Raw genomic sequence first — 14,976 nt, 5'->3', positions numbered from 1 at the left:
GGACTCTCAATAGGGCGGATTAAAGGGTCAGGTCTTGCAGTTCGAGGGCCAGCGGCTCGGGGCCGGAGAGCTTCACGCGCTGGTGGGCGGCCAGCGTCAGGGTGGCGCCGACCACGTTCGGGCGGATCGGCAGCTCGCCGGCGTCCAGATCCAGCAGGCAGACCAGCGTGACGCTGGCCGGGCGGCCGTAATCGAACAGTTCGTTCATTGCGGCGCGGATGGTGCGGCCGCTCATCAATACATCGTCGATCAGCACCAGATGCTGGCCTTCGATCTCGAAGGGCAGGGCGGACGGGCGCACTTGTGGGTGCAGGCCGTTCTGGCTGAAGTCGTCGCGGTAAAAGGAAACGTCCAGCGTGCCCAGTGGCGCATCGCTGCGCAGTTCCTTGAGCAGCGCCTGTGCGACCCAGATGCCGCCGGTGCGGATGCCGATGTAACGCGGTTCGCTGATGTCACGCTGGGCAAGGTGCGCCTTGAGGCGGGTCACCATCTGGCTGATCAGATCGGCGGGATTGGGCAGGCTCATGGTTGCTCCTTCGTGAATCCGGGCCGCGTCCTGCCGGACAGGCCCGGTTTATAACCAAAAGAAAAGCGCCGAAGCGCTTGTCAGGATTCAAACAATGCAGTGTTTTCATCGAGCCAGCCCTGCAGCAGCAGGGCGGCGGCGATGGCGTCCACCGGGTTGTCGCGGTAACTGCCTTTCTGGCCGCCACGCACCAGGCGCTCGCCTTTGGCTTCGAACGTGGTCAGGCGCTCGTCGTGGGTATAGAAGGGCAGGTTGTAGCGGCCATTCAGGCGCCGGGCGAACTTCTCCGCGCGCACGCACATGTCGCTGGGCGTGCCGTCCATGTTCAACGGCAGGCCGACCACCACGGCGTCGGGTTTCCATTCCTTGATCAACGCTTCGACCTGATCCCAGTTCGGCACGCCATTTTGCGCTTTCAACGTGCACAGCTCGCGGGCCTGGCCGGTAATCACCTGGCCGACCGCGACGCCGATCTGTTTGGTGCCGTAGTCGAAGCCGAGAATCAGGCGCAGGGCCATCAGGCGTGACCCGCCTGGCTGGTGAGCAGGTTCAGATCGATGCCCAGATGCCGCGCCGCTGCTTCAAGGCGCAATTCGCTGCTGGTGTTGAACAAAATGTCGGCGTTGAACGGGCAGGTCAGCCAGGCGTTATCGGCCAGTTCGGCTTCCAGTTGCCCGGCTTCCCAACCGGCGTAACCGAGGGTGATCAGGCTTTTTGCCGGGCCGACGCCGTCAGCGATGGCGAAGAGCACATCCTGCGAGGTCGACAAGGCCAGATCGCCGTCCAGTTGCGCGGTGGCCTGGAAAGTCTGGCCGGCGGGATGCAGGACAAAACCGCGATCGGTCTGCACCGGGCCGCCGATGAAGATCGGTACGTGCTGGCACAGTGCTGGCGGCTCGATGTCCGGGCGCAATTGCTCGAGGATGTCGGCCAGACTCAACTCTTGCGGTCGGTTGACCACCAGCCCCATCGCGCCATTGGCCGTGTGCTCGACGATGTAGGTCAAGGTGTGGGCAAAGTTCGGGTCGGCCATGTGCGGCATGGCGATCAGGAAGTGATGCTTGAGGTAGCTGGGGCTGACGTTTTTCATGTGCGCTAGTGTGGCGTTCGAGGGGCGAACTGACAAGGTCGAGATGTCTGGGTAGTGCTGCAAAAAACTGCGAGCATTGCTGATCCTTGTGGGAGCGGGCTTGCCCGCGATGGCGTCAGGTCAGTCGCCATAGATGTTGGATGTGCCGGCCCCATCGCGGGCAAGCCCGCTCCCACAGGGTTTTATGGTGTATTCAATTGCTCGAGAGTTTGTCGCCGCGAGCAAATTTCCAGGTGCGGATGATTTCCAGACGATCGACATCCGACAGATCGCCGGTAAACGGCGCAAACGGTGCCGCCAGCCTGACGATTCGCTGCGCGGCCTGATCCAGCAGCGGCTGGCCGGAGGATTCCAGTACCAGCACTTCGTACAACGAGCCGTCGCGGTTGATCGAGACCATCAGGCGCAGGTTGCCGTAGATCTGCTTGCGCCGGGCTTCTTCGGGGTAGTTGAGGTTGCCGATGCGCTCGACCTTTTTGCGCCAGTCGTCCTTGTACCAGGCGCCCTTGTCGCGCATGGTCGAGGCGGCGCTCAAGCGGTGGATGCGCGGGCGTTTGGCGTACAGCTGTTGTTCCCTGGCCAGTTCGGCTTCGAGGCTGGCAATGTCGCTGGACAGCTGCGAACTGTCGAATTCCGGCGCGTCGACGGTCGGTTTGACCTCGGTCTTGCGCTCTTCCTTCTTGGTCGGGGCCTTTTTCGGCTGCGGCGCGACGGTGGTCACCGCAGCCTTGGGCGCGGCCTCGGGCACTGCGGGCTTGGCGGCCGGCGGCGGGGTGACCTTCTTGACCTGATTGTCCTGGAATGGCGCCACTTCGGTGGTCTTGGGCAACGCCTTCTTGTCCAGCGTGCCGCTGCCCTCCTGGTTTTCCTGAGCGAGAAAATCAGCCTTCTCCGGCTTCTTTTCGCTCTTGAACGTGGCGAGGGTGATTTCCAGGGTTTTGCTGATCTGTTTCGGCTCGACCATGCTGAAGCCGACACCGAGCAGCAGCGCCAAATGAATCAGCGCCGCCAGAAACAGGGTAAAGCCGAGGCGATCGGCCGGGCGCACGCCACGATGGGCGAGTTCAGCGGGCAGATCGGACGGGAGGGTCATTACAGAAAAACCAACATCGCGTTTTCATGGGCCCGGCATGATAACGCAATGTTGGTTTTTAGCTGCAAGCTTGAAGCTTCAAGCGACAAGCTGCACAGGGGCAGCTGCAAGTTTCGAGCTGCAAGCTGCAAGTTAAGAGCTTGCCGCCTGTCTTTAAGCTTGAGGCTTGCGGCTCGAAGCTTGCAGCTTGCTTTCGATAGCATTCATGAGCATGCCGCCAATGTCGGTGCCAAAGGCATTGTCGATTTCGCGGATGCAGGTCGGGCTGGTGACGTTGATTTCGGTCAGGTGCTCGCCGATCACGTCCAGACCGACGAACAGCAGGCCTTTCTCGCGCAGGGTCGGGCCGACCTGAGCGGCGATCCAGCGGTCCTTGTCGGTCAGCGGACGGGCTTCGCCACGACCACCAGCGGCGAGGTTGCCACGGGTTTCGCCGAGGGCCGGAATCCGCGCCAGGCAGTAATCCACCGGCTCGCCGTCGATCATCAGGATGCGCTTGTCGCCATCGACGATGGCCGGCAGGTAGCCCTGAATCATGATCTGCTGCTTGCCGTGCAGGGTCAGGGTTTCGAGGATCACCGAGAGGTTCGGGTGGCCGGCGGTGTGACGGAAGATCGACGAACCGCCCATGCCGTCCAGCGGCTTGAGGATCACGTCGCCGTGATGATCGGCGAACTGGCGCAGCACGTCCGGGCGACGGCTGACAATGGTCGGCGGCGTGCACTGCGGGAACAGCGTGGCGAACAGTTTTTCATTGCAGTCGCGCAGGCTCTGCGGCTTGTTCACCACCAGCACGCCGGCGGCTTCGGCCTGTTCCAGCAGGTAGGTGGAATAGACGAACTCCATGTCGAACGGCGGATCCTTGCGCATCAGAATCACGTCCAGGTCGCTCAGCAGCTTGTCCTGCTCGGCGTCCAGTTCGAACCATTTTTCCGGGTTGGCGAAGACTTTCAGCGGCGCCATGCGCGCCCGCGCCTGACCTTCGGCCTGATACAAATCCTTCTGTTCCATGTAGAACAGTTCCCAGCCGCGCTTCTGCGCCGCCAGCAGCATGGCCAGCGAGCTATCCTTTTTATAGGAGATGCTGGCGATAGGGTCCATGACAATCCCGACGCGAACGCTCATTGGGTTTTCCTCGAAAATTGGCTACCGGATCGGTATTGAAAAAGTGCCGCCAGAGTGGCGCCGGGCGGGTTTTCGGTCAAGGAAAAACCCGTCGATAGATTGCATCTGGAGACTGTGCTAAAAAGGCTGGCAGAGCGCGCCGACCCTTGGGTATCAAGGGTTTGAGGCCATTATTGAGTGCAAAACGGACAAATTGATTCGCAAAGGCGACGGTAGAGCCCTCTTATGGAACAGCAGTCCAGCGCCTTGAAGGTCATGGTGATCGACGACTCGAAAACGATTCGCCGCACCGCCGAAACATTGCTGAAGAATGTCGGTTGCGAAGTGATCACCGCCATCGATGGTTTCGACGCACTGGCGAAGATCGCCGACCACCATCCCGGGATCATTTTTGTCGACATCATGATGCCGCGTCTGGATGGCTATCAGACCTGCGCCTTGATCAAGAACAACAGCGCCTTCAAGGCCACGCCGGTGATCATGCTGTCTTCCAGGGACGGGCTGTTCGACAAGGCCAAGGGGCGGATCGTCGGCTCCGATCAGTTTTTGACCAAACCGTTCAGCAAGGAAGAACTGCTCAGCGCGATCCAGGCCCATGTTCCGGGCTTCGCCGCCGTTGTGTCGCAGTAACAAAGGTTCAGAGACACGCGGCCAGCGGGCCGGGCGTCGACAAGAAAAATGGGGAAAACCATGGCACGTATCCTGATCGTCGATGATTCGCCGACCGAAATGTACAAACTGACCGGCATGCTCGAAAAGCACGGCCACGAAGTGTTGAAGGCCGAGAACGGCGCCGATGGCGTGGCCCTGGCCCGCCAGGAAAAACCCGACGCGGTGCTGATGGACATCGTCATGCCCGGCCTCAACGGTTTTCAGGCGACCCGCCAATTGACCAAGGACGCTGACACAGCGCACATCCCGGTGATCATCATCACCACCAAGGATCAGGAAACCGACAAGGTCTGGGGCACACGCCAGGGCGCCAAGGACTACCTGACCAAACCGGTCGACGAAGACACCCTGATCAAGACCCTGAACAACGTACTCAAAGGCTGATTGCGCAATCATGAGCGAATCGCTGACTGCGTTCGAATTGCTCTGGCAGATCGACCAGCGCTGCCGTTTGCTGGCGGCAGACCTGCCGTCGCAAGCGGCACGCGAAGAGCGCTGGAGCGGCATCGGTTTTCGCCTCGGCGAGCACTGGTATGTGGCGCCGATGGGCGAGGTCAGCGAAGTGCTGCACGAGCCGCGCTTCACCCAATTGCCCGGGGTCAAACCGTGGGTGAAGGGCGTGGCCAATCTGCGCGGGCGGCTGCTGCCGATCATGGACCTGTGCGGTTTCTTCGGCCATGAGCTGTCGCCACTGCGCAAACAGCGGCGGGTGCTGGTGGTGGAGCATGAGGACGTGTTTGCCGGGGTGATGGTCGACGAGGTCATCGGTCTGCAGCATTTTGATCAGCACAGCTTCGAACCGCTGTCGATCAGCAAGCGCCAGGGCTCGAAGGCCGAATTCGTCAAAGGCTATTTCCGCCGCGAGCAGAACTGGCGGGTGTTCAGCCTGTTTGCCCTGGCGAAATCGCCGGTGTTCATGAGCGTCGCAATATAGCTGCAACAACACAGATCCCCTGTGGGAGCTAGCCTGCTGGCGATTCAGCCAGCGCGGTATATCAGACACACCGCGTTATCGTTCAATCGCCAGCAGGCTGGCTCCCACAGGTGCTTCGGTAGGCTTCAGACAGGCGAGGACCGATGACAACAGCAAAAACAGGCAAGTCGGCAGAAGCGTCGCGCAGCCGCGCGCAGATCATCGTGCTGTTCATCGCGCTGATCGTGTTCATCATGCTGCTGTTCGCCAACTTCGCCTACCTCAACACCCAGGCGAACTACGACAAACAGTACATCGGCCACGCCGGTGAGCTGCGCGTGCTGTCGCAACGCATCGCCAAGAACGCCACCGAAGCCGCTGCCGGCAAGGCCGCGGCGTTCAAGCTGCTCAGCGATGCGCGCAACGATTTCGCCCAGCGCTGGGGTTACCTGAAAAAAGGCGATCCGAATACCGGCCTGCCACCGGCACCGGCCACCGTGCGCCCGGAAATGCGCGCGGTGCAGCTGGACTGGGAACGCCTGCTGAAAAACACCGACGCGATTCTTTCCAGCGAACAAACCGTGCTGTCACTGCATCAGGTCGCCGCGACCCTGGCGGAAACCGTGCCGCAATTGCAGATCGAATACGAAAAGGTCGTTGAAATTCTCCTGCAACGCGGTGCGCCGGCAGCGCAAGTGGCGATGGCCCAGCGTCAGTCGCTGTTGGCCGAACGCATCCTCGGCGCTGTCAACACGGTGTTGGCCGGTGACGAAAACTCGCAGCAGGCCGCCGATGCTTTTGGTCGTGATGCAACCCGGTTCGGCCAGGTGCTCAACGGCATGCTGCAGGGCAATCCGGCGTTGAAGATCACTCAGGTCGAAGACCGCGATGCGCGTGCGCGGCTGAGTGAAATCTCCGAGCTGTTCCAGTTCGTCTCAGGCTCAGTGGATGAAATCCTCGAAACCTCACCCGAGCTGTTCAAGGTGCGCGAGTCGGCGACCAATATCTTCTCGCTGTCGCAAACCCTGCTCGACGAAGCCTCGCACCTGGCCACCCGTTTCGAAAACCTTGCCGGCGGGCGCAACACCGACACCATCGGCGGTTACGTGCTCGGCTTGCTGGCGCTGGCCTCGATCATCCTCATCGGCCTGGTGATGGTCCGCGAAACCAACCGGCAGCTGCGCGAGACCGCCGAAAAGAACGAGCGTAATCAGAACGCGATCATGCGCCTGCTCGATGAAATCGAAGACCTCGCTGACGGCGACCTCACCGTCACTGCTTCCGTGACCGAAGACTTCACCGGCACCATCGCCGACTCGATCAACTATTCCGTCGACCAGTTGCGCGATCTGGTCGCGACCATCAACCTCACCGCCGGCCAGGTCGCCGCCGCCGTGCAGGAAACCCAGGCCACTGCCATGCACCTGGCACAGGCCTCGGAGCATCAGGCCCAGCAGATCTCCGAAGCCTCGACGGCGATCAACGACATGGCGCAATCGATCGATCAGGTCTCGGCCAACGCCGCGGAGTCGTCGGCGGTTGCCGAACGCTCGGTGGAAATCGCCAACAAGGGCAACGAGGTGGTGCACAACACCATCCACGGCATGGACAACATTCGCGAACAGATTCAGGACACGGCCAAGCGCATCAAGCGTCTGGGCGAGTCGTCCCAGGAAATCGGCGACATCGTCAGCCTGATCGACGACATCGCCGACCAGACCAACATTCTTGCGCTCAACGCGGCGATTCAGGCGTCGATGGCCGGTGATGCCGGGCGCGGTTTTGCTGTGGTGGCCGATGAAGTGCAGCGCCTGGCCGAACGCTCGTCCGCCGCAACCCGGCAGATCGAAACCCTGGTGCGGGCGATCCAGACCGACACCAACGAAGCCGTGATCTCGATGGAGCAGACCACCACCGAAGTGGTGCGCGGCGCGCGACTGGCGCAGGATGCCGGTGTGGCCCTGGAAGAAATCGAAGGCGTGTCGAAAACCCTCGCGGCGCTGATCCAGAGCATTTCCAACGCGGCGCAGCAGCAGACGTCTTCGGCCGGGCAGATCTCGCTTACGATGAACGTGATCCAGCAGATCACCTCGCAGACCTCGTCTGGCTCCACCGCCACCGCCGAGAGCATCGGCAACCTGACGAAAATGGCCAGCCAGCTGCGGCGTTCGGTGTCCGGATTCACCTTGCCGGCGGCGACAGACAAAGCGTGAGTGGAGTGGTTATGGGTGTCCGGCACGACTATGTGGCCCTCGAATGGGTCAAAGGCGCGATCGCCGATACGCTGAAGCAGGCGCATCAGGCGATTGAAGCGGTGTTGGATGATCCGCAGGCTTTTCCGGGACTCGACGAGTGCCTGGACTATGTCCATCAGGTGCACGGCAGTTTGCAGATGATCGAGTTCTACGGCGCCGCGCTGCTCGCCGAAGAAATGGAGCAGCTGGTCGAAGCCCTGCAACACGACCGCGTCAATCACCGCGATGAAGCCCTGCACCTGTTGCTGCAGGCCCTCGGGCAGTTGCCGATCTACCTCGACCGTGTGCAGAACGCGCGGCGTGACCTGCCGTTGGTGGTGCTGCCGCTGATCAATGATCTGCGCAGTGCCCGTGGCGAAAGTCTGCTGTCGGAAACCAGCCTGTTCAGTCCGCAATTGCCCGAACTGGCGCCGCTCAGCGCGCCGGCGCTGGCGCAACTGGAACCGGCTGACCTGCCGAACGTGCTGCGCAAACTGCGCCAGACCCTGCAAATGGCGCTGGTCGGTTTGCTGCGCGAGCAGGATGACCCGACTCACCTCGGTTATCTGGAAAAAGTCTTCAGCCGTCTCGAGGCGCTGAGCGGCGATTCGCCGCTGAGTCCGTTGTGGCAGGTCGCTGCGGCGCTGGTCGAAGGCATGCGCGAAGGCGTCATCGCCAACAGCCCGGCACTGCGCAGCCTGTTCAAGGATGCCGACAAACAGCTCAAGCGCCTGCTCGAACAAGGCATGGCCGGGCTCAACCAGCCCGCGCCGCCGGAGCTGCTGAAAAGCCTGTTGTTCTATATTGCCAAAGCCGAACATCCCACCGGGCAGATGCTGACCATGAAAGATCACTACTCCCTGGACGACGCGCTGCCTGACAGCGCAATGGTCGATGAAGAACGCGCACGCCTGGCCGGGCCCGATCGCGATGCGATGCGCTCGGTACTCACGGCGCTGTGCGAAGAACTGGTGCGGGTCAAGGAACGCCTCGACCTGTTCGTGCGCAGCGACCGTCAGCACACAGCAGATCTGGACAGCCTGCTCGCGCCACTGCGGCAGATTGCCGACACCCTCGCGGTGCTCGGCTTCGGCCAGCCGCGCAAGGTCATCATCGACCAACTGGCGGTGGTGCTCAGCCTGGCGCAGGGCCAGCGCGAACCGAACGACGCGATCCTGATGGATGTCGCCGGCGCCTTGCTCTACGTCGAAGCGACCCTGGCGGGGATGGTCGGCACCGTTGAAACCGAAAGTGCAGAAGACGCACAGCTGCCGACCACCGACCTGACGCAGATTCACCAGATCGTGATCAAGGAAGCGCGCATCTGCCTGCAACAGGCCAAGGACATGATCGTCGACTACATCGACGCCGACTGGGATCGCCAGCAACTGCAAGCGTTGCCGGCGCTGCTGACGCAGGTGCGCGGTGCGCTGGCGATGATTGCCTTGAGCCGGGCGGCGAGTCTCATCGAGGCGTGCAACGGTTTTATCCGTGAACATCTTCTGCTCGATCCGCACGAGCCGGGTTGGCAACAACTGGACGCGCTCGCCGATGTCATCAGCAGCCTCGAATATTATCTCGAGCGCTGGGGCGACGACCCGCTGGCGCCGGGCGAACAACTGTTGGACGTGGCGCAGAAGCGCCTCGCCAGCCTCGGTTTCTTCCCCGACGATCACGCCAACGATGCGCCAGGAGAGCAGCAGGTGCCGGTGCTCGATGAGGTGCTCAGCCCCGGTGAAGCACTGGTGATGCAGGATCTGCAAACGCTGAATGATCCAGAGGTCGTGCAATCGCTGGCCGACGTTCTCGCCAGTCCGGTTTCGGTGGTCAACCCGCCGGCACGCAGCACCCCCGGTAGCCTGCTGCCGCCGCCCGCCGATGAAGACCCGGTCGATGATGAGCTGCGCGAGGTGTTCCTCGAAGAGACCGACGAAGTGCTCGCGGTCTTGCACGAATACCTGCCGCGCTGGAGCGCCGATCCACAGGATCGCGAAGCGCTGAGCGAACTGCGCCGGGCCTTTCATACGCTCAAGGGCAGCGGGCGCATGGTACGCGCGCTGATCCTCGGTGAACTGGCGTGGGCGGTGGAAAACCTGCTCAACCGAGTGCTGGAGCAAAGCGTCGAGCCGGGCTCGGTGGTGCAGCGCTTGCTCACCGACACCGTTTTGTTGCTGCCCGAGCTGATCAGCGAATTCGCCACGCAGCGCCAGCGTCAGCGCAGCGATGTCGATCAACTGGCCGCGCGTGCCCACGCGCTGGCCAAGGGCGACGAGCCGCTGGCCGCCGAAGACGTTGACGATGTCGCCGCGCTCGATCCGCTGCTGCTGGAGATTTTCCGTAAAGAAGCGGAAACCCACCTCGCCAGCCTCAACCGCTTCCTCGACCAGGCGGCCGAGCATGTGCCGCTGCCAGCCAGCGACGAATTGCAACGCGCCCTGCACACGCTCAAGGGCAGCGCGTCGATGGCCGGCGTGGTGCCGATTGCCGAACTCGCCGCGCCACTCGATCAACTGGCCCGCGAATTCAAAGCGCACCAGCTGCCGCTGGACCTCGACGAGGTCGAATTGCTGCTGGAAGCCGAAGGTCTTTTGCGCGTTGGCCTGCGCCAGCTCAAGCACGATCCGCTGGCGCCGATTGTCGGTGCGCAATCATTGATCAAACGTGCGCAAACGCTGCTCGCCGAGCGACTGGCGTCGATCCTCGATGCGCCGGACACCGGCCTGCGGGTCAAGCGTGATCCGCAATTGATCAACAACTTTCTCGCTCAGGGCATGGATATCCTGCTCGACGCCGAAAGCCTATTGCAGCGCTGGCAGCAGCATCCCGGCGAGCGCCAGGAACTCAGCGCCTTGCTCGATGAACTGACGACCCTCGGCGAAGGCGCGCATCTGGCCGATCTGCTGTCGGTCGACGTGCTCTGCGAGGCGTTGCTCGACCTGTACGGCGCCGTCGAAGAAAGCAGCCTGGCGGTCAGCGAGCGGTTTTTCCACGAAGCGCAGCAGGCCCATGAAGCGCTGATCAACATGCTCGACGAACTGGCCGCCGGCCAGGAAATCACCCCGCAGCCCGAGCGGGTGCGTGCACTGCATGAATTGCTCGATGAAAGCCTTGATCCTTCGTCCATGGGCCTGATCCGCAGCGACGGCAGCCGCACCCTGAGCATCCGCGAACTGGGCAGCGCCACCGCCGAATTGCAGCAATCTGCCGCGCCGCTGGCGGCGGACGACGAAATCGTCGAGATCTTCATAGAAGAGGCCATCGACATTCTCGACAGCGCCGGCCAGGCCTTGCAGCGCTGGCTCAGCGAACCGGATAACGGTGCACCGCTGTCGTCGTTGCAGCGCGACCTGCACACCCTCAAGGGCGGTGCGCGGATGGCCGAGGTCGAGGCGATCGGCGACCTCGCGCAAGAACTGGAAAACCTTTACGAAGGTCTGGCTGATCGGCGTTTCAGCCACAGCAGCGCGCTGGCGCAGTTGCTGCTCAACGGCCATGAGCGTCTGGCGTTGCTGGTCGAGCAACTGCAAGCCCGGCAAGCGCTGGAACCGGCGCAGGCCTTGATCGAAGCGCTGCGCCAGGCGCGCCATGGCGCGAGCTCCAGCGAAACGCCGACAGCCAGCGCCGACCCTGACAGCGGCGGCCACGATCCGGAATTGCTGGAAATCTTCCTCGAAGAAGGTTTCGACATCATCGAAAGCTCCGGCGCTGCGCTGCTGCGCTGGCAGGCCGAGCCCGGCAACCGCCAGGAAGTGGAAACCCTGTTGCGCGACCTGCACACCCTCAAGGGCGGCGCGCGGATGGTCGAGATCGGCCCGATCGGCGACCTCGCCCACGAACTCGAATACCTCTACGAAAGCCTGTCCTCCGGCGCCTTGCAGCCGTCGGCAGAGCTGTTCGCTCTGGTGCAGCGTGGCCATGACCGGCTCGCGCAAATGCTCGACGGGGTGCGCGCCGGGCAGCCATGTCCACCGGCGGACCGCTTGATCAATGCGATACAGAATTTCAGCCATCCACTGAGTGCCGAAGCGCCGCCAGTACTGCCATTGCCAGCGAAAACCGAACCGACGCCGGCGCCCGCCGAGGCCGGTGCGGACATGGTCAAGGTCTCCGCCGAACTGCTCGATGAGCTGGTGAATCTGGCCGGCGAGACTTCGATCTTCCGGGGCCGCATCGAGCAGCAGGTCAACGACGCGCAAGTCGCGCTGAACGAGATGGAAACCACCATCGAGCGCATGCGCGATCAATTGCGCCGCCTCGACACCGAAACCCAGGGGCGGATTCTCAGCCGCCAGCAAGTCGACGGCGAACGCCTCGGCTACGAAGAATTCGATCCGCTGGAAATGGATCGCCATTCACAGTTGCAGCAACTGTCGCGGGCCTTGTTCGAGTCGGCGTCCGACCTGCTCGATCTCAAGGAAACCCTCGACCGGCGCAACCACGACGCGGAGAACCTGTTGCAACAACAGGGGCGCGTCAACACTGAATTGCAGGAAGGCCTGATGCGCACGCGCATGGTGCCGTTCGAGCGCATGCTGCCGCGGCTCAAACGCATCGTCCGCCAGGTTGCCGAAGAGCTGCACAAGGACGTCGCTTTCGTGGTCGGCAACGCCGAAGGCGAGATGGATCGCAACGTGCTGGAACGCATGGCCGCGCCGCTGGAACACATGCTGCGCAACGCCGTCGACCATGGTCTGGAGTCCGCCGAAGTGCGGCTCGCGGCAGGCAAACCGGCGCAGGGGCGGATCACGCTTGACCTGTCCCGAGAAGGCGGCGACATCGTTTTCGATATTCGTGATGACGGCGCCGGGGTGCCGCTGGAAGCGGTGCGGCGCAAGGCGATCAAACGCGGACTGCTCGCCCCGGATGCGGAGATCAGCGACCGAGACGTGTTGCAGTTCATCTTGCAGCCGGGGTTTTCCACGGCGGAAAAGATCACCCAGATTTCCGGGCGCGGCGTCGGCATGGACGTGGTCCACGAAGAGGTGCGTCAGCTCGGTGGCAGCATGAGCATCGATTCGGTGGCGGGGCAGGGCGTGCATTTTCGTATCCGGCTGCCGTTCACCGTATCGGTCAACCGTGCGTTGATGGTGCAGTGCGGCGAGGATCAATACGCGATTCCGCTGCACACCATCGAAGGCATCGTGCGCGTGTTACCGAATGATCTGGAAGGGCACTTTCGTCAGGACCCGCCGCGCTATCACTACGCCGGGCAGACCTATGAACTGTGCTACCTCGGCGAGCTGCTGAAAACCGCGCCACGGCCGAAACTGCTCGGGCAGAATCTGCCGCTGCCGGTGCTGCTGGTGCACTGCAACGACCGGCGCATCGCCGTGCTGGTCGACGCGATGGCCGGCACCCGGGAAATCGTGGTGAAGAGCCTCGGCCCGCAGTTCGCCGCGTTGCAGGGCGTGTCCGGCGCGACGATTCTCGGCGATGGCCGGGTGGTGCTGATTCTCGATCTGCTCGCACCGATCCGCGCGATGCAGGCACGGGTGGCGCAGCCGCCAGCCCTGAGCGACCTCGACAGCGAACCACAGAAACCGCTGCTGGTGATGGTGGTCGACGACTCGGTGACGGTGCGCAAGGTCACCAGCCGTTTGCTCGAACGCCACGGCATGAACGTACTGACCGCCAAGGACGGCGTCGACGCCATGCTGCTGCTCGAAGAACACCTGCCTGACGTGATGCTGCTCGACATCGAAATGCCGCGCATGGACGGCTTCGAAGTCGCCACGCAAGTGCGCAGCGATGAACGCCTGCAGCACCTGCCGATCATCATGATCACCTCGCGCACCGGCCAGAAACACCGCGACCGCGCCATGGCCATCGGCGTCAACGATTACCTCGGCAAGCCGTATCAGGAATCGGTACTGCTCGAAAGCATTGCCCACTGGAGCAACAGACATGCATGAACAAGGCCACTCGCTGCGCAGCAGCCAGCTCACCGGCCTGTTGTTGCCGCTGGCGGACCGCAATCTGATCCTGCCCAACGTCGCCGTCGCCGAGCTGATCGACTACCAGGCCAGCGCCTTCGACCTCGACACGCCACCGTGGTATCTGGGGCGGGTGACCTGGCGCGAGCGGCAGATCCCGCTGATCAGTTTCGAGTCAGCGTGCGGGCAGAAAATCGTCATCGGCGAGCGCGTACGGATTGTGATCTTGAATGCGCTGGGCGGGTTGCCGGAGCTCAGGTTCATCGCATTGCTGGTGCAGGGCATCCCGCGCTCGTACAAGCTCGACAGCCAGTTGAGTTATGTCGACGTGCCGCTGTGCGGGCTGGAACGGGCGGCGGTGCAGGTCGGCGAACAGGTGGCGAAGGTCCCGGATCTGTTGGCGCTGGAGCAGTTGTTGGTGGAGGCGGGGCTGGTTCACTGATCCAGAATGGGTGATGCTCAGACGGGCCTCATCGCTGGCAAGCCAGCTCCCACAGGGTTTTGTGTGGTACACCGAATTCGGATACCACTCGGACCCTGTGGGAGCTGGCTTGCCAGCGATGGGGCCAGTTGCATCACCAAATTCTTACAGGAAATTCCTCAATTTCTTCAGTGCAATAAACACCCTTTAACCAAGCTGTTTAAAGACACTCAGTGTTACGGCTCACCAGCCTACAAATCCTTGCGCCGCTGCCTACGCATGCACCAGAATCCGCCGGCTTGTGTGCCTTGGGCTGGCTGCGTAACTTGATTCCGTCGCTGATTTCCAGCGATCGGGTTTAGCAGCCCGTGGTTAATCTAAGGGTGCACATACATCATCGTCAGGCTTCGCCTGCATTCGATGGCGGCTGTGCGCAGGGCGCTTCGGCGCGCCGGCTTCCTTAGGTTCCCCGGTCTGCTAACCTGCGTTCAGCTGCCACCCCTTCTTTTAGCAGAGAAGCGGTTCCAGCTTAATTTCGGAACCTGAAGATGATTAAGCCTACGCCTAACCCCCCGGTCACCGACCCGGCATCCCCCTACGAATCCCCCGACTCAAAGAAATTCCACGAAGCCGCCGAACGCGCGCTCGACCATTACCTCGGTCCGACCAACGCCGACCTCATGGCCACGCCCTACACCCCCAACACGCTGTACATGGCCAACCCGAATGCCGAAACCGAATCCCTGCTGGCCGACGCCAGCGAAACCCTCGGCTCGGCCACCGTCATGCTCAACAATCACGCAGCGATGGTGGAGGGTACGCACCGCAAGACCGTGCAAGGTATCGCGCAGGTGGTGATGGTGGCGGAGATGGCTGTGAATCGTGTGTTGGACAGGTTGGTGCCGACGGAGTGATCCATTGGTCACGGTTGATCGTTCCCACGCTCCGCGTGGGAATGCAGCCCGGGAC

12 protein-coding genes are annotated in these 14,976 nt (G+C 62.4%); 7 read left to right on the top strand and 5 right to left on the bottom strand.

Translation table 11 applies throughout. The annotated features are described in order from the left end of the window. Positions 1-19: 19 nt before the first annotated feature. The 5 genes from pyrR to gshB form a co-directional block, all read right to left on the bottom strand. On the bottom strand, positions 20-526 hold the full coding sequence (gene pyrR / locus ACYYKW_RS02495) for a bifunctional pyr operon transcriptional regulator/uracil phosphoribosyltransferase PyrR (RefSeq protein WP_464989329.1): 507 nt from the start codon (positions 524-526) through the stop codon (positions 20-22). An 80-nt stretch (positions 527-606) separates the two neighbouring features. Further along, positions 607-1,044, bottom strand: coding sequence for a Holliday junction resolvase RuvX (gene ruvX / locus ACYYKW_RS02490; protein WP_041476809.1), 438 nt, complete (start codon positions 1,042-1,044; stop codon positions 607-609). Beyond that, a complete protein-coding gene (locus ACYYKW_RS02485; RefSeq protein WP_090287133.1) occupies positions 1,044-1,616 on the bottom strand; it encodes a YqgE/AlgH family protein in 573 nt (190 codons plus the stop codon). The genes ruvX and ACYYKW_RS02485 overlap by 1 nt, the downstream gene beginning before the upstream one ends. Before the next feature lie 193 nt (positions 1,617-1,809). Next, positions 1,810-2,709, bottom strand: coding sequence for an energy transducer TonB (locus tag ACYYKW_RS02480; RefSeq protein ID WP_090288664.1), 900 nt, complete (start codon positions 2,707-2,709; stop codon positions 1,810-1,812). A 153-nt stretch (positions 2,710-2,862) separates the two neighbouring features. After that, positions 2,863-3,834 (bottom strand): glutathione synthase, encoded by a 972-nt coding sequence (gshB, locus tag ACYYKW_RS02475; RefSeq protein ID WP_090287131.1) that lies wholly within the window; start codon positions 3,832-3,834, stop codon positions 2,863-2,865. A 225-nt stretch (positions 3,835-4,059) separates the two neighbouring features. Between gshB and pilG the strand changes: the two genes are divergently transcribed. The 7 genes from pilG to ACYYKW_RS02440 all read left to right on the top strand — a co-directional run bounded on the left by pilG (position 4,060) and on the right by ACYYKW_RS02440 (position 14,921). Then, positions 4,060-4,464: a twitching motility response regulator PilG gene (pilG, locus tag ACYYKW_RS02470; RefSeq protein WP_090287129.1), complete on the top strand. Its 405-nt coding sequence runs from the start codon at positions 4,060-4,062 to the stop codon at positions 4,462-4,464. Positions 4,465-4,524: 60 nt separating this feature from the next. Beyond that, complete coding sequence (gene pilH, locus ACYYKW_RS02465; RefSeq protein ID WP_039757553.1) at positions 4,525-4,890, top strand: twitching motility response regulator PilH; 366 nt, start codon at positions 4,525-4,527, stop codon at positions 4,888-4,890. A gap of 10 nt (positions 4,891-4,900) precedes the next feature. Next, positions 4,901-5,440 carry a chemotaxis protein CheW gene (locus ACYYKW_RS02460; RefSeq protein ID WP_090287127.1) on the top strand — a complete coding sequence of 180 codons (540 nt, stop codon included), beginning with the start codon at positions 4,901-4,903 and terminating at the stop codon, positions 5,438-5,440. A 143-nt stretch (positions 5,441-5,583) separates the two neighbouring features. Next, entirely contained in the window at positions 5,584-7,632 is a 2,049-nt protein-coding gene (locus ACYYKW_RS02455; protein ID WP_090287125.1) for a methyl-accepting chemotaxis protein, read from the top strand. A gap of 11 nt (positions 7,633-7,643) precedes the next feature. Beyond that, positions 7,644-13,565: a hybrid sensor histidine kinase/response regulator gene (locus ACYYKW_RS02450; RefSeq protein WP_464989328.1), complete on the top strand. Its 5,922-nt coding sequence runs from the start codon at positions 7,644-7,646 to the stop codon at positions 13,563-13,565. Beyond that, positions 13,558-14,028, top strand: coding sequence for a chemotaxis protein CheW (locus ACYYKW_RS02445; protein WP_464989327.1), 471 nt, complete (start codon positions 13,558-13,560; stop codon positions 14,026-14,028). Before ACYYKW_RS02450 ends, ACYYKW_RS02445 begins: the two co-directional genes overlap by 8 nt. 527 nt (positions 14,029-14,555) lie before the next feature. Continuing rightward, entirely contained in the window at positions 14,556-14,921 is a 366-nt protein-coding gene (locus ACYYKW_RS02440) for a DUF6124 family protein (protein WP_464989326.1), read from the top strand. The last annotated feature ends 55 nt before the right edge of the window (positions 14,922-14,976 follow it).

The organism is Pseudomonas sp. 15C, assembly GCF_055484735.1.
Note: the sequence above shows the minus strand (reverse complement) of the source record. Positions and strands in the feature narration are given on the sequence as shown.

Bases quoted from the DNA above. Each gene is read 5' to 3' on its own strand.
- gshB (WP_090287131.1), bottom strand. From the start codon at position 3,834: ATGAGCGTTCGCGTCGGGATTGTCATGGACCCTATCGCCAGCATCTCC.
- pilH (WP_039757553.1), top strand. From the start codon at position 4,525: ATGGCACGTATCCTGATCGTCGATGATTCGCCGACCGAAATGTACAAA.
- ACYYKW_RS02445 (WP_464989327.1), top strand. From the start codon at position 13,558: ATGCATGAACAAGGCCACTCGCTGCGCAGCAGCCAGCTCACCGGCCTG.
- ACYYKW_RS02455 (WP_090287125.1), top strand. From the start codon at position 5,584: ATGACAACAGCAAAAACAGGCAAGTCGGCAGAAGCGTCGCGCAGCCGC.
- ACYYKW_RS02450 (WP_464989328.1), top strand. From the start codon at position 7,644: ATGGGTGTCCGGCACGACTATGTGGCCCTCGAATGGGTCAAAGGCGCG.
- ACYYKW_RS02485 (WP_090287133.1), bottom strand. From the start codon at position 1,616: ATGAAAAACGTCAGCCCCAGCTACCTCAAGCATCACTTCCTGATCGCC.
- pilG (WP_090287129.1), top strand. From the start codon at position 4,060: ATGGAACAGCAGTCCAGCGCCTTGAAGGTCATGGTGATCGACGACTCG.
- ACYYKW_RS02440 (WP_464989326.1), top strand. From the start codon at position 14,556: ATGATTAAGCCTACGCCTAACCCCCCGGTCACCGACCCGGCATCCCCC.
- ACYYKW_RS02460 (WP_090287127.1), top strand. From the start codon at position 4,901: ATGAGCGAATCGCTGACTGCGTTCGAATTGCTCTGGCAGATCGACCAG.
- pyrR (WP_464989329.1), bottom strand. From the start codon at position 526: ATGAGCCTGCCCAATCCCGCCGATCTGATCAGCCAGATGGTGACCCGC.
- ACYYKW_RS02480 (WP_090288664.1), bottom strand. From the start codon at position 2,709: ATGACCCTCCCGTCCGATCTGCCCGCTGAACTCGCCCATCGTGGCGTG.
- ruvX (WP_041476809.1), bottom strand. From the start codon at position 1,044: ATGGCCCTGCGCCTGATTCTCGGCTTCGACTACGGCACCAAACAGATC.